13 protein-coding genes are annotated in these 16,730 nt (G+C 33.1%); 9 read left to right on the forward strand and 4 right to left on the reverse strand.

The window, feature by feature from the left end; all coding sequences use genetic code 11:
• Nucleotides 1–5: 5 nt before the first annotated feature.
• The 3 genes from QZ659_RS01755 to QZ659_RS01765 all read left to right on the forward strand — a co-directional run bounded on the left by QZ659_RS01755 (nucleotide 6) and on the right by QZ659_RS01765 (nucleotide 2,565).
• Nucleotides 6–686: a VOC family protein gene (locus QZ659_RS01755; protein ID WP_291720964.1), complete on the forward strand. Its 681-nt coding sequence runs from the start codon at nucleotides 6–8 to the stop codon at nucleotides 684–686.
• Nucleotides 687–786: 100 nt separating this feature from the next.
• On the forward strand, nucleotides 787–1,875 hold the full coding sequence (locus QZ659_RS01760) for an AI-2E family transporter (RefSeq protein ID WP_291720967.1): 1,089 nt from the start codon (nucleotides 787–789) through the stop codon (nucleotides 1,873–1,875).
• A gap of 189 nt (nucleotides 1,876–2,064) precedes the next feature.
• Nucleotides 2,065–2,565 (forward strand): DUF4112 domain-containing protein, encoded by a 501-nt coding sequence (locus QZ659_RS01765; RefSeq protein WP_291720970.1) that lies wholly within the window; start codon nucleotides 2,065–2,067, stop codon nucleotides 2,563–2,565.
• 25 nt (nucleotides 2,566–2,590) lie between these two features.
• Here QZ659_RS01765 and QZ659_RS01770 read toward each other — a convergent pair whose 3' ends face one another.
• Both QZ659_RS01770 and QZ659_RS01775 read right to left on the reverse strand, forming a co-directional pair.
• Nucleotides 2,591–3,454, reverse strand: coding sequence for an aminotransferase class IV (locus QZ659_RS01770; RefSeq protein ID WP_291720973.1), 864 nt, complete (start codon nucleotides 3,452–3,454; stop codon nucleotides 2,591–2,593).
• A gap of 6 nt (nucleotides 3,455–3,460) precedes the next feature.
• Complete coding sequence (locus tag QZ659_RS01775; RefSeq protein WP_291720976.1) at nucleotides 3,461–5,728, reverse strand: tetratricopeptide repeat protein; 2,268 nt, start codon at nucleotides 5,726–5,728, stop codon at nucleotides 3,461–3,463.
• A gap of 161 nt (nucleotides 5,729–5,889) precedes the next feature.
• Here QZ659_RS01775 and QZ659_RS01780 point away from each other — a divergent pair, with 161 nt between their 5' ends.
• The 5 genes from QZ659_RS01780 (at nucleotide 5,890) to QZ659_RS01800 (ending at nucleotide 11,513) form a co-directional block, all read left to right on the forward strand.
• A complete protein-coding gene (locus tag QZ659_RS01780) occupies nucleotides 5,890–6,552 on the forward strand; it encodes a hypothetical protein (RefSeq protein ID WP_291720979.1) in 663 nt (220 codons plus the stop codon).
• Nucleotides 6,553–6,727: 175 nt separating this feature from the next.
• Nucleotides 6,728–9,133: a TonB-dependent receptor gene (locus QZ659_RS01785; protein WP_291720982.1), complete on the forward strand. Its 2,406-nt coding sequence runs from the start codon at nucleotides 6,728–6,730 to the stop codon at nucleotides 9,131–9,133.
• Between the two features lie 92 nt (nucleotides 9,134–9,225).
• On the forward strand, nucleotides 9,226–10,008 hold the full coding sequence (locus QZ659_RS01790; protein ID WP_291720985.1) for a DUF4249 domain-containing protein: 783 nt from the start codon (nucleotides 9,226–9,228) through the stop codon (nucleotides 10,006–10,008).
• Nucleotides 10,009–10,175: 167 nt separating this feature from the next.
• Nucleotides 10,176–10,829: a polysaccharide deacetylase family protein gene (locus tag QZ659_RS01795; protein WP_291720988.1), complete on the forward strand. Its 654-nt coding sequence runs from the start codon at nucleotides 10,176–10,178 to the stop codon at nucleotides 10,827–10,829.
• An 81-nt stretch (nucleotides 10,830–10,910) separates the two neighbouring features.
• Nucleotides 10,911–11,513 carry a hypothetical protein gene (locus QZ659_RS01800; protein WP_291720990.1) on the forward strand — a complete coding sequence of 201 codons (603 nt, stop codon included), beginning with the start codon at nucleotides 10,911–10,913 and terminating at the stop codon, nucleotides 11,511–11,513.
• 206 nt (nucleotides 11,514–11,719) lie between these two features.
• Here the strand turns inward: QZ659_RS01800 and QZ659_RS01805 are convergent, their stop codons facing one another.
• The gene (locus QZ659_RS01805) at nucleotides 11,720–12,658 is read right to left on the reverse strand and encodes a sterol desaturase family protein (protein ID WP_291720992.1); all 939 of its coding nucleotides are present in this window, start codon (nucleotides 12,656–12,658) and stop codon (nucleotides 11,720–11,722) included.
• A gap of 282 nt (nucleotides 12,659–12,940) precedes the next feature.
• Between QZ659_RS01805 and QZ659_RS01810 the strand changes: the two genes are divergently transcribed.
• Nucleotides 12,941–14,404 (forward strand): hypothetical protein, encoded by a 1,464-nt coding sequence (locus tag QZ659_RS01810; RefSeq protein WP_291720996.1) that lies wholly within the window; start codon nucleotides 12,941–12,943, stop codon nucleotides 14,402–14,404.
• 207 nt (nucleotides 14,405–14,611) lie between these two features.
• Here QZ659_RS01810 and QZ659_RS01815 read toward each other — a convergent pair whose 3' ends face one another.
• Complete coding sequence (locus tag QZ659_RS01815) at nucleotides 14,612–16,690, reverse strand: OmpA family protein (protein ID WP_291720999.1); 2,079 nt, start codon at nucleotides 16,688–16,690, stop codon at nucleotides 14,612–14,614.
• Nucleotides 16,691–16,730: the final 40 nt, after the last annotated feature.

The raw sequence follows: 16,730 nt of genomic DNA on the forward strand, positions 1-16,730 counted from the left end.
ATATCATGAGAATCAGAGAAATTACACTATTTACCAATCAGCTTACGGAGCAACTTCATTTTTATAAAAATGTATTAGGTTTTCAAATTACAGAAGAAGATAGCAAGCAGTTTACCTTTCAAGCAGGGTTTTCAACGATAACTTTCCGAAAAAGTGAGCAGAAACATATCTATCACTACTGTTTTTTGATTCCTTCTAACCAACTAGAATTTGCTATAAAGTGGCTAGATTCTAGGTTGAATATTATAAAAATTGAGGGCGATAGAATAATTCAAAATTTTGAAAGTTGGAATGCTGATTCTGTGTATTTTTACGATGGTGTTGGAAATATCGCTGAATTTATTGTTCGTTATGATTTAGAAAACCAAACAGTAAATAAAGAATTTGATGTTTCTACTATTTTGTGTCTGAATGAAATAGGAACTCCAACACAAGATATTGCAATTACGAATACATTTTTGGAAACTGAAATAGGTTCAAAGTTTTGGAAAGGTGATTTTGAACGTTTTGGGACAAACGGAACACAAGAAGGTTTATTCCTCTTAGTAAACAATGAAATCAAGAAAGAATGGTTTCCAACACAGTTAAGCACCGAATCATCTCCTTTTTATGGTAGTTTTGAAGTAGAAAAAAGTCTTTTTAAATTACAATTCAGAGATGGAAAACTAAGTAAGGTTGGCAAGTAAGCTGAGAGAATAAAATATCATATAGAAAAAATAAAACAAAATCTGCTTTGTTATTATTATTAGTCAGTATAGTTTTTTCAAATAGAAAATATTTTTTGCTATGACTGATAATTCAAATTCTTCTAAAGGTTCTAATTCTTTAAAACTTACCGTCTCATCACATCACTTTTTAAAAGTACTTCTAAGTGTTATTCTGATAACAATAGTTTTGTATTTTGCATCTTCTGTTTTGTTGCCTCTTTTCCTAGCTATCATTTTGGCTACAGTTTTAGACAAGCCTAATGAGTTTTTTATGAAAAAGTGGAAGTTTCCCAAATGGCTGGCTATTCTTTGTTCTATGCTTTTGTTGCTTTCTATCTGTTTGTCTATTGGTGGGCTTGTAGTAGAAAGAGTAGAAAATATTTCAGAAGACTGGGATAAAATTCAGCAAAAATCTACGGAAAAAATAGAAAAGATAGAAAACTGGTCAAAGCAAAATTTGGGTTTCAATCCTGTTAGAATGGCTTCAAATTCAGAATCGTTGAAAGAGCAAATAAAGAGCTATCTAAAAAAAATGGCAGTTTCTTTAGCTACATTATCTTCACAATCTTTTATCATTCTTATTTATATCGTTTTGATGCTGGCACAGAAGAAAATGCTACACAATTTTTTCTATAAAATTGCTGAAAAAGATACTGGTGTTATGAGGAAAATTATAAAAGAATCTGGAAAAACAGTAAGTCATTATCTACTAGGAAAAGGAAAGGTTATGATTTTACTTTTTATAATGTATTATCTTGGTTTTTTGATTGGAAGCGTACCGTATGCTCTTTTTCTAGCTTTGTTTGCAGCCTTTTTTTCTATTATTCCTTATGTGGGAAATCTTGTTGGAGGTGGAGCTGCTATTATCTTGGCTTCACTTTATTCAGGTTTTACAGCAGGAATTATTGTGTTTTCCGTTGTGGCAATAGCTCAAGTCTTTGAAAGTTACGTTCTAACTCCTTGGATTATTGGAGATGAAATAGAACTCAACCCTTTTATGACTATTTTTAGTGTAGTTGTTTTTTCAGCCCTTTGGGGAATTGTAGGAGCTATTATTGCATTGCCTGTGGCTGGTGTTTTGAGAGTTATCTTTTCGCATACAAATGGCTTAGAACCTTATGGTTATTTGATGGAAAAACATAAGGAAAAAGAAATTGAGAGTTATTAACTGGAAATGAACAGATAGTTGCTGTTCTGTGTGTCACAGAACAGGGGAAAATACCGTTAGTTGGTATTTTAACATAGCGACACCAACAACTTTTTATCTCGTGTCCAGTACTCTAATTAGAAGTAGAAAACAAATTGTTGTTTTGTTCGTATTATCAAATCAGCATCTATACCACTATTTCACCAAACTATGAAACTAGAAACAAAAAAAGAACTTCCCAAAGAACTACAATGGATAGACAAAACCTCAACCGTTTTAGATGATGTTTTTAAAATTCCAGCGACAAATGTTCGTTTTGGTCTTGACCCACTTATCGGACTTCTTCCAATGGCAGGCGACTTTGTAAGTTTTGCTATTTCTGCTTCAATGGTAGTGGCGATTGTGAGACACGGCGTAAGTTTGTCTGTATTGATGAAAATTTTAGGAAATATAACCTTTGATTATCTTATCGGACTTTTTCCCTTCTTAGGCGATTTTCTTGATGTGGCGTATAAAGCTAACCGAAAAAATGTAGATATTTTGAAAGATTATTATACTTCTGGAAATCACAAGGAATCTAGCAAGTATGTAGTTTGGTTTGTAGCGATAGGCTTCCTTGTTTTGCTTGCAGGCTTTGTAGCAGGCACTATTTATCTAACTTGGTTGGCATTGAGTAGCTTTTTTGGAGGAATACAAACAACAAACCCATAAAATCTATATTATTTGTTTTCTGTTTTTATCTAAATATTTGATTAACCTTCTCAACAAAAATCTTCATTCTTTCCAACTGCTCATTTTTCAAAACTTTAATGAGCTGTACAGACTGAACAGCATTTGTGGTAAAAATAATTTCTGAGCTTTCAAGTTGTTGTTTTGTAATAGGTTTTTCCTCAACTCGTATATCAAAATTTTCTTGGTGGTCTAACAAATAATTTCGCAACGTTCCCATAACACCACCTTCCGAAGCTGGAGGAGTGATAAAATGTAACTGATTTTTATTTGATTTGTCTAAAATAAAAACATTGGCTGCTCCTGCCTCTGCAATTCTGCCTTTATCATTCAATAAAAAAACTTCATCAGCTTGATGTTCTTTTCTGTATTTTCCAGCCAAAATATAAGATAATGCACTAGCTTTTTTGAAAGACGAAAAACGAGAAGGAAAAAGAGGTAAGTCATCAAAAAAGACATATTTTTTATTGATAGGAAGAGATAAGTTTGTTGTCAGCTTTGGGATTTCTGTCAAGACAATAACAAATTCTGATTTTGTATTTGTAGGTGTATAAAGTCCTCCCTCACTTCTAAAAACGGTTAGCCGAGTTTTAAAATCAGTTTCTGTATCTTTATTTTTTGAAGCAATGGCTGTTTTCAGAATTTCATTTTTTAGAACATCACTTTCTATTTTATCATACCCAAATGCTTGCATTCCCTTTGAAAGCCTGTTGAAATGATAATTCCACAAAGGAATATGATAGTTTTCTGAATTTTTCTTGATTACTCGTATCGTTTCAAAGAACGCATCAGAATATGAGAAAGCTCTGTTTTGAGCAGAAAAAAGAAGTGTGTTTTTATCTGTATAAACTTTTCCGTTGTGGTTGAGCATAATTTTTTAGACAATTTTTATTCCCATTACAGCAACATCATCCACTTGCTCATATTTGCCTCTCCAATCTTCAAAATGATTTTCTAACATCTGTTTTTGTTCTGAAACAGGCTTGGAAGCTAATATTTGTAGTAGATTTCTAAAGTTTTTTGTCATTAGCTTTTTACCTTTTTTTCCTCCAAACTGGTCTTGGTAACCATCACTAGAAAGATAAAATTGTGTTGGAATCGTATTTTTATTTTCGTTTAGGAGTGGAATTGTATGGTTTTGAAAAACAGGACTTGAAGTTGAGGCTGCCTCTTCTTTCTTGACATAAATCGTTCCTCCAACCGATTTTTTAGTTGCCTTAATGGTTTTGAGCTTCTCATTTTGAAAATAGTACAAAGGATTCATTGCTCCTGCATAATCTACAGAAACGAACTTGTTATTTTCTTTTCTAAAAGCCAGTACCACAGCATCCATTCCATCTTGGTCTTTCGTATCGTCTTGATGAAGAAGGTTATTGATTTGAATATGAAGATTAGCCAAAATTTGAGAGGGAGAAGTAATATTCTGATTCGTGATTTTGTGTAGAGATTCTATACCCAACATTGACATAAATGCTCCCGAAACGCCATGTCCTGTGCAGTCTGCCACACAAACAATCGTAGTATTTTCTATTTCTTTTACAAAATAAAAATCACCACTCACAATATCTTTTGGTTTGTACAAGACAAAAAAGTCATCTCCTAAAGATTGTTGCATTTCTTTTCGTGTGGGCAGAATAGCATCTTGAATGCGCTTGGCATATTTTATACTAGAGGTAATGTTGTGGTTTTGCTCATTGACAATGTCTAACGTGCTTTGTATTTCCTCATTGAGCTTGTTGGCGTATTCTGTTTTGATTTCTATTTCTTCTTTTTGTTGTTCTACTTCTTTATTTTTTTGAAGAAGTAAAATATTGGCTTTATTTTTTGCCATACGCTGACGATTAAGAACTATTGCCAAACCAAAAAATATGAAAATTATAAAAATAGCTCCCCCAATAAGGCTTTTTTGTGTGCCTAATTCTTGCTCTTGTAATTTATTTTGAGCTAACAGAAGTTGGTTTTCTTTGTCTTTTTTATCGGTTTCGTATTTAGTATTGATTTCTGTGATTTGTTTTTCTTTTTGCTCTGTAAAAATGCTATCGTTGTATTGATGTGACTTTCTCAATGCTTCAAAAGCATTTTGATAATCTTTCTTCTTTTCATAAATATCTGTAAGCGTATTATAAACCTGTAATAGAATCTGATTTGAATTAACTTCTTGTGCTATCTTGACAGCTTTCTTTACATAAAAAATAGCCAATGTATTATTTCCTAGTTTTGAATACATCATCCCCATCTGTCTATAATCATCAGCCAAAACATATTTGTAATCTAACTCTTCGTCGATTTTGGCAGCTTTTTTAAATTCTTCTAAAGCTCGCTTGTATTTTCCTTGTGAGTCGTAGAGTTGAGCCATTCCAAAATAAACGCCAGCCTCTCCTTCTTTATCCCCAATTTCTTGCTTTATTTCTAATACTTCTTTGAAAATTTGAATAGACTTGCTATAATTTCCTAATTGTTGGTGGATAATGGCAATGTTGCCCATTGAGTTTGAAATGGCACGCTTGTTTCCTGCTTTTTTCTTATAAACTAAAGATTTTTCATAATATTCTAAGGCTTTGAGAGGTTGTTCCTTTGTTGTAAAGACATTTCCTATGCTATTGAGAATATTTCCTTGTAACTTATCATCTTCTAGTTTTTCTGCTATTTCTAGTCCTTTCAGTAAGTAGTTTATTGCCTGATCGTATTTGCCTTTATATTTGTAGATTACACCTATTTTTTCCAAAACAACGCCTCTTTGAATAGTTTGGTTATTTGTCTTTTTTACTAATCGATAGGCTTCTTCGAAATAAGTAAGGGCAGAATCATATTTTCCACGTATTTCATACGAACTCCCTAAACTGCTCAGAGCAAGAATTTTAGCTGTATTATTTTTTTGTTGTTCTGCTAAATCTAATGCCTTATGAGCGTATTCTTTAGCTTTTATTGGGTCAGAATGAAGATACTCATTGGAAAGCTCAGAAAGTAATGCAATCGGAACAATATTGCTTCTGCTTCTATTTTGAGAATAGTTTTTTATCTCGTGCAGCAAGCTATCTATTTTATTTTGACAGAAAGCATTATCAACACCAAATCCAACTAAGTATAATTGTAGCAGGATTAGAAAATAAATTCCTTTTTTTAGATTTGGAGGAAGGAAAAACACTGTGTTTTTTGAATTTTAAGCAGCTAGAATAGTTTTTTTAAACAAAATACGACAAAGTAGATAAACTAACAAAATGCTAGATGGCTTTTCTTTCCTTAAAAGAGATTATTTCGTACTTTAAAAATAGAGAGCTAATTAAATTTATATCCAAACAGCCAAAAATGAGCATCAAAAAAATATTGTTACAATTAGAAATTTTACTACTTTGTCTTTTGCCTTGGACTGCATATATCCTAATGCTTTGGAATTATAGAGAATTTTCTGGTTCAATTATTCTGATAGGTTGGCTTTTTCTACTGGTTTATCAGATTATGAGTTCAGCTTTACTGCTAAATGCGAAATCAAACAATACCAAACATCAAATCATTCAGCAACTTCTAATAGGTTCTGTTTTTCTGCTTATTGCGCTGCATCAAGCCTTTACAGAAGGGTCTTTTACTCAATTTGTTTTAGAAAAAATAGTAATTGATGCTATTTGTCTGATGTTAGCTATTTTTATATTGATGCTTTTTTCTTTCGACGAACTGGGAATCACACCTCTAATTTTGGGTGGATTTCTCTACTGGGGCTGCTATCCGTTCGTAACAACCTACTTAGGAATCTTGGATGCTAAATCTACTACTTGGCTAACTTATTCTCAATTAGGAATCGCATTTTTAGTCAATCTTTATTCACAATTTAGAGTTTTGTATCGTGTCAATAAAGGAGAAATTGTATTGAATGATATTTTCGAACAAAAATACGGAGTAGCTCTAATTTTAGGACAAATATTTTTATGGTTCACTACGCCGTTTGCTATTTTGTATTTGAAAAGCCTACTCTAATATAAGTAAGAAGTTAAAGCACGTTAAACCTTAGTTTTTTTTGTAAACTAAATGAGGGATTGCAAACTTATTATTCGTCAAGTAATTTGAAAATACGACCTTTGCATATCAAACTTCCAACACAATATTATAACTTATTCACTAAATCAATTTCTTTTATCAACTTAACTATTTTATGAAACGAAGTTACACGCATTTTTTATGCGTTTTTTCCATTCTACTTTTTATTTCTACTTTCTACTCCTTTTCAGCCTTTGCTCAAGAAAATCGCTATACCCTTAGTGGAAAAATTAGAGATGCTGCTAGTGGAGAAGAACTTATTGGCGCAACCGTTTTGGTAGAAAAAATGCCAGGTACTGGCGCAGTTGCTAACGAGTATGGATTTTATTCCCTTACGCTTTCAGAGGGTAAATACAGAATTTTGGTCTCTTATATCGGATTTGAAAATCAAATTTTTGAAATTGATTTGACAAAAGATATAACGCTCAATGTAGAAATGAGTGAGGCGAGTGAGTTAAAAGAGGTTGTCGTTACAGCCGAACGAGATGCAGATGCCAACATAACCGAAGTACAGATGAGTACACAAGTATTAGAGGTAGAACAAGTTAAAAAGTTACCTGCTCTTTTAGGAGAAGTTGATGTATTGCGTACACTTACTTTGCTTCCAGGGGTACAGAGCGCTGGCGAAGGAACAGGAGGACTCTTTGTGCGTGGTGGTGCAAACGACCAAAATCTAATTCTTTTAGATGATGCCCCAGTTTATAATGCTTCTCACCTTTTGGGCTTTTTTTCAGTATTTAATCCAGATGCTATCAAAGATGTAAAGCTCTACAAAGGAGGAATTCCTGCTCAATATGGAGGACGTTTGTCGTCTATTATCGATATTCGAATGAAAAATGGAAACAATAAAAGGTTTATTGCTTCGGGTGGTGTAGGAACAGTTTCTAGTCGTTTGACTGTAGAAGCTCCTATCAATGATAAAAGTTCGTTCATTTTATCTGGACGCAGAACGTATGCAGACCAGTTTTTGAGGTTTGCTAGAGATACAGCTCTCAGACAAAATCAACTTTATTTTTATGATTTTAATGCAAAAGCGAACTACGAAATTTCAGATAAAGACCGTATTTATTTATCGGGTTATTTTGGTAGAGATGTTTTTAAATTTGGAGAAGGGTTTGGCTTGAATTGGGGCAATTCAACGGCTACGCTGCGTTGGAATCATATTTTCAATCAGAAATTGTTTTTAAATACAACAGCTATTTATAGCCAATTTAACTATGGATTTGATATAGATGATGGTGCACAAAACTTTACATGGAGGTCTGGTATCACAGATTATTCTATCAAATTAGATTTTGATTATTTCCTAAATCCTAATAACCTTATTACGTTCGGAACGGAAAATATTTATCATCATTTCAACCCAACTGAAATTAAGCCTCAAAATGACGAGTCTATCTTCAATTCTTTTGAACTTAGTGATAAATTTGCCATTGAAAATGCTTTTTATGTGGCAAATGAACAGAAAATAGCGCAGAAACTTACCCTTCAATACGGTTTGCGTTTTTCTATGTTCCAAAATGTAGGAAAAACAGAGGAATATGAATATGCAGAAGGACAGCCACGAACAGATGCAAACATTACAGATACGCTTCGTTATGATAGTTTTGAATCATACAGTTTTTATGCAGGTTTTGAGCCTCGTTTGGCTATTAATTATCTTATCGATAAAAAATCGTCTGTAAAGGCATCCTACAATCGTACTCGCCAGTATTTACAAACGGTTTCCCCAAATACGGCAGCCCTTCCTTTCGACCGTTGGATTCCTACCAATAAATACATTGAACCACAGCTTTCCGACCAAGTTGCTTTAGGCTATTTTCGTAATTTTGATGATAATAAGTGGGAAGCATCCATAGAAGGATACTACAAATCTATGCAAAATCAAATTGATGTTAGAGATGGAGAGGACTTACTCTTGAATGACAACATTGAGGAGGCTTTGGCAGCAGGAGATGCGTGGTCGTATGGATTAGAGTTTTATGTAAAGAAAAACTATGGACAGACAACAGGTTGGATAAGCTATACACTTTCCACTACACAGCGTCAAATAGATGAAATTAATTTAGGAAATGCGTATAGTCCTCGTTACGACCGTCCTCATAATTTAGCGATTGTTTTGGCGCATCAGTTTTCTCCTAGAGTTACACTAGCAGGTAATTTTATTTATACTTCGGGTGTGGCTGTTACGTTTCCTGTCGGAAGATATAAAGTAGGAAATCAGATTGTAGATTATTATGAAGATGGAGCAAGAAATGTAGATAGGTTGCCAGACTATCACAGAGCCGATATTTCGCTCACTATTGATGGCAAACACAGGAGAAACTGGAAAGGAAGTTGGAATTTTTCTATTTATAATTTCTATAATCGCAAAAATGCTTTTTCTATTTATTTCAGAGAAAAACAAGATGAAAACGAAGAAGGAACAGGAGAATATGAAGCTGTCAAGACAACACTTTTTGGAATCATTCCTTCTATTACCTACAACTTTACCTTCTCATTTGACAAAAAGAAAAAATAATTTGCAGCTATAAATTGTCGGTGGAGACACCGACAATGGCTATAAAAAATCATTGCTTGTATATTTAACAACAATACAATTCAATAAAAACTATGAACCGAATTTATGAGCTCAGCGTAGCTAAAAATATATCATTTTTAAACAAAGCATATATTTTGCTTTTTATCATTATCGCTTTTTCTTCGTGTGAAGAAGTTATTGATTTAGAACTTCGTGGGAAAGATGACCCAGCCTTGATTGTAGAGGCTGAAGTGGTAGATGTAGAAGGATATTCTTTTGTTCGCTTAGGGGAAAGCTTGGACTTTTACGACCCTTCAGAAGAACCCAAAGTTTCTGGTGCAATAGTTTCTGTTACCGACCAAAATGGAAATAAAATGGATTTTTTGGAAAGTAGTGAAGAAGCAGGACTATATTTGCCTCAAGATTCTAATTACAAAGGTGTTGTGGGAAATACTTACAATTTACGTATTGAATATAAAAATGAAGCATTTACGTCTGAAAGTACAATTTTTCCAACTACTGATATAGATTCTGTTCAAATTCGTTTTGTGCCAGAGTCTCGCTTTCAAGATGAAGGGTATTATTTGTTTTTTTATGCGAAAGAACCACAAGAAACAAGAGACTATTATTTTTGGAGAAATTATGTCAATGATACATTAATTTATGACAATGCAGGTGACTTACTATATTCTGCAGATGATGCTGTTGGTGAAAATATAGATGGTTTGCAGCTTCCTTATGCGTATGAGTTGGGCGATACAGTTCGTTTGGAACAATACTCTATTACCAAAGAGGCGTATGATTATTATGATGATTTGGTAGATGTGGTTTTCAATGACGGTGGACTTTTTAGCCCTCCTCCTGTCAATTACTAACATAAAAGGTGAAAATGTACTTGGACTTTTTATGACTTCCTCTATGGTTTCGGTTACAGTGGTTGTTGAAGATGAAGAGTAAAGTTTTATGAAAGAATTACGAATTTTTTGACTTAAAAGACAATAATAACTCAAGAGATGCTGTTTCACCTTGATAACTGATTAAAATGCGTTTTAAACCTTATCCTCATAAAAGTGGTAAAATTGTTCGGTGGCTTTTTCCAAATCTGCTTTGGTTTAAGCCTACCGAAAAGCCTACTATTTATTTAACGTTTGATGATGGACCCATTCCAGAAATCACGGAAAATGTACTTTCTATTTTAGAAAAATTTGATGCAAAAGCAACTTTTTTTTGTATTGGGGATAATGTAAAAAAACACCCTCATATTTTTAAAAAAGTAGTAGAGGCTGGTCATTCTGTCGGCAATCATACGCAAAATCATCTAAATGGCTGGACTACTGAAAATGAAATGTATTATGAAAACATAAATAAGGGCAAAACCAGTATTTTAGAAGAATATTCCAATTTAGACATGTTTGAACAGGTCTCACTTTTTCGTCCACCGTATGGAAGAATTACGCCAGAACAGTTTCAAAAAATATCGACAGAATATCAGATTGTGATGTGGGATGTCTTGACAGGTGATTTTGATAAATTTTTATCTCGTAAAGTATGTCTTCAAAAGTCTATTGAATGCACTGAATCGGGTTCTATTGTTACGTTTCACGACAGTATAAAAGCTGCAAAAAACATGCTCTATACTTTGCCTCGTTACTTAGAATATTTTTCTGAAAAAGGGTTTGTTTTTGAGAGATTATAAACTGCTGTGCAACTAAACAAATACAAATTGCGTCTAGCTTCTGAATTAGAAAAAACAATCAAAACTAAACGTAATTTTGCCATGAAAAATCTTTTTTCAATTTTTATTTTACTTACATTATTTTGCCTTTCCTCCCATTTTTTAGCAGCTCAAACTACGAGAGAAACAGATTCTCTGCCTCCATTAAAATTTGTTCCTAAGGTAGAAGTGGGTTTAGTTCAAGGCATTGGGTTAGGGGTAGAACTACCTCTATCTAAAAAATCTACTTTTGAGGTTTTAGCTGGCTTGGGAAGTGGATATACAATTTTTGAAAACCAATTTGAAAATACTTGGGTACTCAATAATCCAGCATTTTTTCTACAAGCCAAATACAAACTCTACTACAACAGACAAAAAAGATGGGATAAAGGAAAATCTGTATTGAATAATAGTGGAAACTATGTTGGTTTTCGCTTTAAATACGCTTCAAGAGAATTAAGTCCTAGTACATTTAATGATGTATCCATTTATCAACTCAATAATGTTACACTTTGGGATGTACATTGGGGGATTCAGCGACCTATGGGAAAACGTTTTTTTTTTAATCTGAATTTAGGTTTAGGATACGGATATGATTGGGACTTTGAAAGTGGAATGATATATCCTGCTGCTGATGTTCGTTTTTCGTATAAATTGTGGAAATAAAGTAAATTAGAGAATCTCTCAAAAAAAGAGCTTTAGACAATGGTTATCTAAAGCTCTTTTTTAGTAAAAAAATATAGGACTGAACATGAGATAAAAAATTGTTGGTATCGTTACGCTAAAATACCAACGAACAGCATTTTTTCCCTGTTCTATGAATCACAGAATAGAAAGTATCTATTTATTGATGTCCAGTATTCTATAAAAAATTACTTTTCATCTGGATTATATGTACCAGGAGGGCTAAATAATACTTTGAATGCCTGCTTTGGAGAACGCACTTTTTTTAAGTCTTTGGCAATATCTACAAACTCATGAAAAACTAGGCGTACAGGGTTTGTACTATGAATTGGCGTAGTGATGCCATATACAACTTCCTCTTCTTCTGGCTGAAAGCTACCAAACATTTTATCCCAAATAATAAAAGTAGAGCCATAGTTTTTGTCGATATAATGCTCATTTATTCCATGATGTACTCTATGATGAGATGGCGTTACAAAGAAATACTCAAACCAAGCTGGCATTTTTCTGATTTGTTCGGTATGAATCCAAAACTGATACAAAACAGCTACTTGATGACAAATAAAAAATGTTATAGGATGAAAACCCAGTAGTGCCACAGGCAGGAAAAAGACCACTTTAAGCTGCTGCACCCAAGAAAGGCGAAACGAAACTGTAAAATTATAGTCTTCTGAAGAGTGATGTGTAACGTGAGTAGCCCACCAAAAACGTTGGCGATGTGCAATACGATGCGCCCAATATCTACAAAAATCTAATACAATAAAGCAAGGGATAAAAGACCACCAAGACGGTTCTATATAAAATGGACTGATACTAAAAAAGAACAAAACCACTCCAAAAGTAAGAACTTTAGCTAGTGCTGTAGAGATAAGATTTCCCAAGCCAATCAGAACAGAGGGGAAAAATGTGTGTTTGTTGTAGGTGATTTTTTTTTCTTGATGTTCTTTTTTTTCTCTTCGCTCTAAAAAATATTCTAAAGCAACTAAGGAAAGCATCACAGGAACAGCCCAAACAATAATTGGAGGAGGATTCAAGTCATTGATTTGCTGGTTTAAGGTTTCTAAATTGCTCAAATCAAATACAGGTTTATTACTAAGAGCAGATAAAAAAATGTGTAGAAGTAACATATAAAAGTTTTTTTTGTAAAATACAGTCTATTTATATAGTAGAGGTGGTGGTTTTTAACAGAATGATTTTGGTAAAGTTGAAATGCCTTTTTATATATTTTATGGAATACAACTTAAACAATCATCATAATTACTGAAATTAGTGATATTTGTTTTGCATAAGTTATTACTAATTAAATCTACAAAAAAGCAATTCCTTTAATTTCATTAGCAGACAAAATATTAAAAACAATTCGAATAAAAAAACTAGATATGCGTAAAAATGTGCTTAACATAACCTTAATGTTACTGTTTCCAGTTATTTGTTTTTCACAAGTAAATCAAGTAGAAATAGAACTTTATGATATAACAGATTCTATAGATTTAGAATATGAAAAAAGCTCTACTATCATCAAAATAGGAAACAGATATAAACGTACTTTGCCTTTCTTGGGAAGTTTTGATGTTGATAAACTTAAAAATTTAGATGATACACTCTATGTCAATCATTTTAATTACTCCTTTGATACTTTACCTATAAAATATCATGACTTTGTTCTTACAGATAAAAAACTTTCCGTAAAAGTGTATGCAAAACCTTCATACAACTATTACTATGAAAAAGATTTAGAAGTATCATATAGTAGAGTAACTAAAAATGATAGTGTTGTAGTCAAGGCTTTTTACCCAAACCATCAAAATATATTCAGCATATTTTTAGAATTAAATAATGGTAAGGAATATATCTTTAGAAAGGGAAAAGAAAACCTCTATTATTCTACCTTACATTATGATGATTTGTCTAATGGTTTTTTTCAAATTGATGAAAAACAGTTTCTCTTTCAAGCAAAAAAATGGTTTCAAACACATTACCTCATCTCCACACTTTCTCAAAGACCTACTCAGAGAGAAAACCGATTAATACAATCCTATTTTGATTATGCAAAAAAATCAGAAGATAAATATAAAAAACTAGAACAAGAAGCAAGGTGGGAAAGAGATTCATTGATTTCGGTTATACATAGATTACAAGGTAAAGCCCCTTTTCCTGTCCCAGAAATTGAACCCATAGAAACCGAGTTTTTTGATTTTGTTAATCAAGATGCTTTTCCTAAAATTGGTTTTGCTACCTTTTTTGAAAATCTACAACACTATTTAATTTTTGAAAATAGACGAAATGGTATTTCTAGATATATAAACTATGCTGGTAATATTACGCTTGAATTGACAATTTTGAAAGATGGTAAAGTAAGAGTACATCCATTACATCAAATGAAAGATGATAAACTATATAAAATCTTATTAAAATACCTAAGAGAAAATCAATGGATACCTGCCAAAAGAAGTGGTAGAGTTTGTAATCAAACGGTGGTTTTGAGCTTGAATCTTATAGAAAATAAGCAAGCTATTAACGCAATGAAAAAAACGAAAAAATTTGAACCTACAAAAGAAATGGTAAAGATTGAACCTCTCAAAGACAATAAAATTATATTGGAAGTAGGGCAAAAAATATATTACCAAGCCGATGTACATGGTTCTGTGGGAGCGTGGGTATATACTACTTCAGAAAATGAGGAGGTTTTAGAAAATGTCGATGCTCATTTTGCCTATCATACAGTACAGATAGAAGGAGAAACAGGAGGCGACCGAGCTACCAAAACCTATGTTTTTGAAGCAAAGAAAAAAGGAAAAACTAAGCTGACTATTACAAATAGCTTTAGAGGAGAAACAACAGGAAAAAAGACAATAAAGATTGTTGTAAAGTAATGCCAAAATAAAAATTAAATGCACTATGTCGGTACTGCCCTTATTGCGCTGCCCTAAGTAGAAAATGAGGTCATTCTCATAGAACATACCAAAAATATTAGGGTAGAATAGCTTTTATTTTGGTATAACCTCACTTGAAAAGTGTAAAAACAAAAAAGACATCTCAACAATGAGGTGTCTTTTTAAAATTGACATAAAATAATACATCTATTTCACTACCTCTACCGTAGTACGACGGTTGAGTTGATGCTCTTCTTCATTTTTAGCTCTAGGAATCTTCAAACGAGTTTCGCCATAACCTACTGCTTTGATTTTGTCTTTAGAAATTCCTTTTTCAATGATATATTTTACAGCTGAATTAGCACGACGTTGAGAAAGACGTTGATTATATCCATTTGAACCTCTTGAATCGGTATGAGAACCCATAATCAGTTTTGCTTCTGGATACATTTCTAAGTATTCATTTAAGAAAACTACAAAGTTATCTAGTTTAGCTTTTGCTTCTGGAGTAAGTCTATCCTTATCTAATTCGTATAAAATCTCAATTTCTGGTGGAAGCATGTCTTTTCCTTCTCCATCACCTGTTTCAAAGAAGTCTTTTGTCAAGACGAAAGCCGTATCAAAATAAACTGTAGTGTACATTTGAGTAAGTTTGCTCTTATCTAAGCCACGCCCAACTGTTGAGAAAGCATTATCTTCTTTTGGTAAATAACCAGAAGCCATCACGTCAATATCATAGATTTTTCCAATGACAAGTGAAGTATCAAACAAGAATGTTCCTTTGTCATCTGTAGAAACTTTTACAATTTTGTCTGTCCCTAAGTTTAAATCTAGCTCTACTCCAGAAAGGAAACCACGAGTATTTTCTACCATATCCACTCCTTCAACTGTTCCACAAAGTACGTAACGCACCTCACGAATATCTAAAGAATCTAAATGGAAGCGATAAATATTATCATTTACTTCTTCAATTGGCTCTGTTTCTGTTATTTGACGTTTTGAAGTAAAATATCCTCCTTTATCGTCTTTTTCTGTAAAAGTAAGTCCAAAATCATCGCCAGTACTATTGATTGGCGCACCTACATTACGAATTTTCTTAATCATTGTAGCTGTGTCTTCTGGGTTTGGTATTTCTTCTTGTACAAAAATATCCAAGCCTCCTAAGCCACCCTGTCCATCCGAAGCAAAAAAGAAACGTCCTTTTTCATCGATATAAGGAAACATTTCATTGCCTTCTGTATTTATGTCGTCTCCCAAACGCTGCACATTTGACCACGTTTTGTCTCTTTCATTGTAGCTTGCCTTATAAATATCCAAACCTCCCTTGCTAGAAGCACGGTTAGAAGAAAAATAAAGTGTTTTGCCATCTTTAGAAATATGTGGTGTTCCATCCCAATAGCTACTATTTACGTACTTCAAAGGCTGTGCATCTGACCAAAGCCCATTATTTAAAGATGAGGTATAAAGACTGACTTCTTTATCTGATTCTCCTTTTTTATCGCCATTTCCACTACGAGCAAAAATTACCATTTTTCCATCTGGAGAAAAGGTAGCCGAAGCGTCGTGTGTTCCTGCTTTATTAAAAACATCTCCTCCCCAAAGTTTAACTGTGCCTATACAAGCATTGGTAGTGTCAGAAATGCCGTTTTCATTTTCAAAGAGATACAAGTCGTAAAAACCTTGTCCTGTTCCTTCATAAATATCTTCTTTTCTTCTATCTGATGAAAAAACCAGTTTGTTCATCCATTTGGTAGGTGCAAAATCAGAATTTTCTGTATTGATACCATCACAAGGAACAACAGTTACATATTTGTTTGCTTCTGCAATTTCGTTGATACTTTCTAAGTTTTCAATTTCACTTTGCGCTAACGTTTTGAGTTTTTGATTGATGCCAAACTTAGCATAATCTTCAAACTGTGCCTTTGCTTCATCATATTTTTTATTGACTTTCAAGGCTTCTGCTGTATAATAGCGTAGTGTATCACGGTCGCCTGCTGTGAGCTTGTCTGTTCCAGCTTCCTTAACTTTTTCATAGTAAGGTAATGCCATTTCCAAACGATTCGAACGGCGATAGGCTTCTGCAATTTTGTAATTGACTTCAGCTGCCTTCGCTGGGTTTTTTGCAAGATATGATTGATAGAGGGTAATGGCTTTGTTGTACGCTGCTCTATCAAATTCGGATTCTGCCTTCTGATAGACAGACGAACAAGCTGTAAAAAATGCAAAAAGTAAAGTCAAAGCTGCAAAGAGCTTAATAGAATTACTTTTTTGAGATAGAATATTCATATTTTGTGAATTACGAATTATTTAATTACTAATTACGAAT

Source organism: Bernardetia sp., assembly GCF_020630935.1.
Taxonomy (GTDB): Bacteria; Bacteroidota; Bacteroidia; order Cytophagales; family Bernardetiaceae; genus Bernardetia.